Source organism: Vibrio sp. Vb1574, assembly GCF_033338675.1.
Map to the genome: position 1 here is coordinate 1 of NZ_JAWOTC010000449.1, position 1,053 is coordinate 1,053.

1 protein-coding gene and 1 pseudogene are annotated in these 1,053 nt (G+C 45.0%); both read left to right on the forward strand.

What is annotated here, in order from left to right:
* Window position 1: 1 nt before the first annotated feature.
* Window positions 2-505 carry a glycine zipper 2TM domain-containing protein gene (locus tag R7O12_RS26785; RefSeq protein WP_041953361.1) on the forward strand — a complete coding sequence of 168 codons (504 nt, stop codon included), beginning with the start codon at window positions 2-4 and terminating at the stop codon, window positions 503-505.
* 170 nt (window positions 506-675) lie between these two features.
* Window positions 676-1,053 (forward strand): annotated as a pseudogene (locus R7O12_RS26790) (SAM-dependent methyltransferase); the annotation flags it as partial.

Below are 1,053 nucleotides of genomic sequence, written 5' to 3' on the forward strand. Positions count from 1 at the left end.
TATCGCAATTGCAACGGCAGTTGTTGCTGTACTAGCTGGCTGTAAAGACAAAACGCCACCAGCTCCAACTCAAGCAAACATTACTTTGGTGGAAGCGGTCACTGAAACTGTGAAAAATCCTCACCAAGTATGTAAAGACGTGGTAGTGACTCAGCAAGTTGAGCCAACAGATGACAACAAAATCATCGGTACGGTAGGCGGCGCGGCAGCTGGTGCAGCACTAGGCAACCAAATTGGTGGTGGCTCTGGTAAAGTCATCGCAACCGCAGCAGGCACGATCGCAGGCGCATTGACGGGTCGTAAGATTCAAGAAAATGTGCAGAAGGGCGATGTAATTACGACCACGAAGAAGCAGTGTCACACCGAATACACGACTTCTGAGAAGGTGGTAGGTTACGACGTAACGTATGAAGTGGCTGGTGCACCAACCACAGTTCGTATGGCAAGCAAACCTGCGACGAAAACTTTCCCAATCCAAGATGGCAAAGTGGTTCTGCCACAATAATCTACGCTTGAATTGAGTGATAAAGACAAGCCCTTTGGTCTGATAGACGAAAGGGCTTTTTTGCATTCATCGTATTTTCATTTTTTTGCTCGCAAGAATGTGTAGCTAGAACCCGCTTAAATTTCTCTGCTCGATACAATAGAACCTTTGAAAATACACATGGAATCAGCATGGAAGATTTTTACCTAAACAGTCGAGGTTTGGCGGGTTATTTTGAGGCACAATGGTTCGATAAATTTGTGGAAGATAAGCAGATTGATGCGATCACCAGTGAGTCGAAACTTGTTCCACTTTCTTTTGCTAAATCATCCCATTGTTCGCAAGTGGCGGATTTTATTACTCAAGCGGTATCGAAGAATGGAAAACCGCCTCATGCTTTGCTTGAGGTTGGCGCTGCGTTAGGTAGAAACTATTATGAGTTAGTTCAGCGATTAGATAGCCTAAAACAAGCAACGCTTGTTGAGCCGTCAGGTATGTTGTTGAATGGATTGAAACAGTTGTTGGTGGAAGAACAACAGGTCGAGCTGACTTATATTCATGGGCTCAAC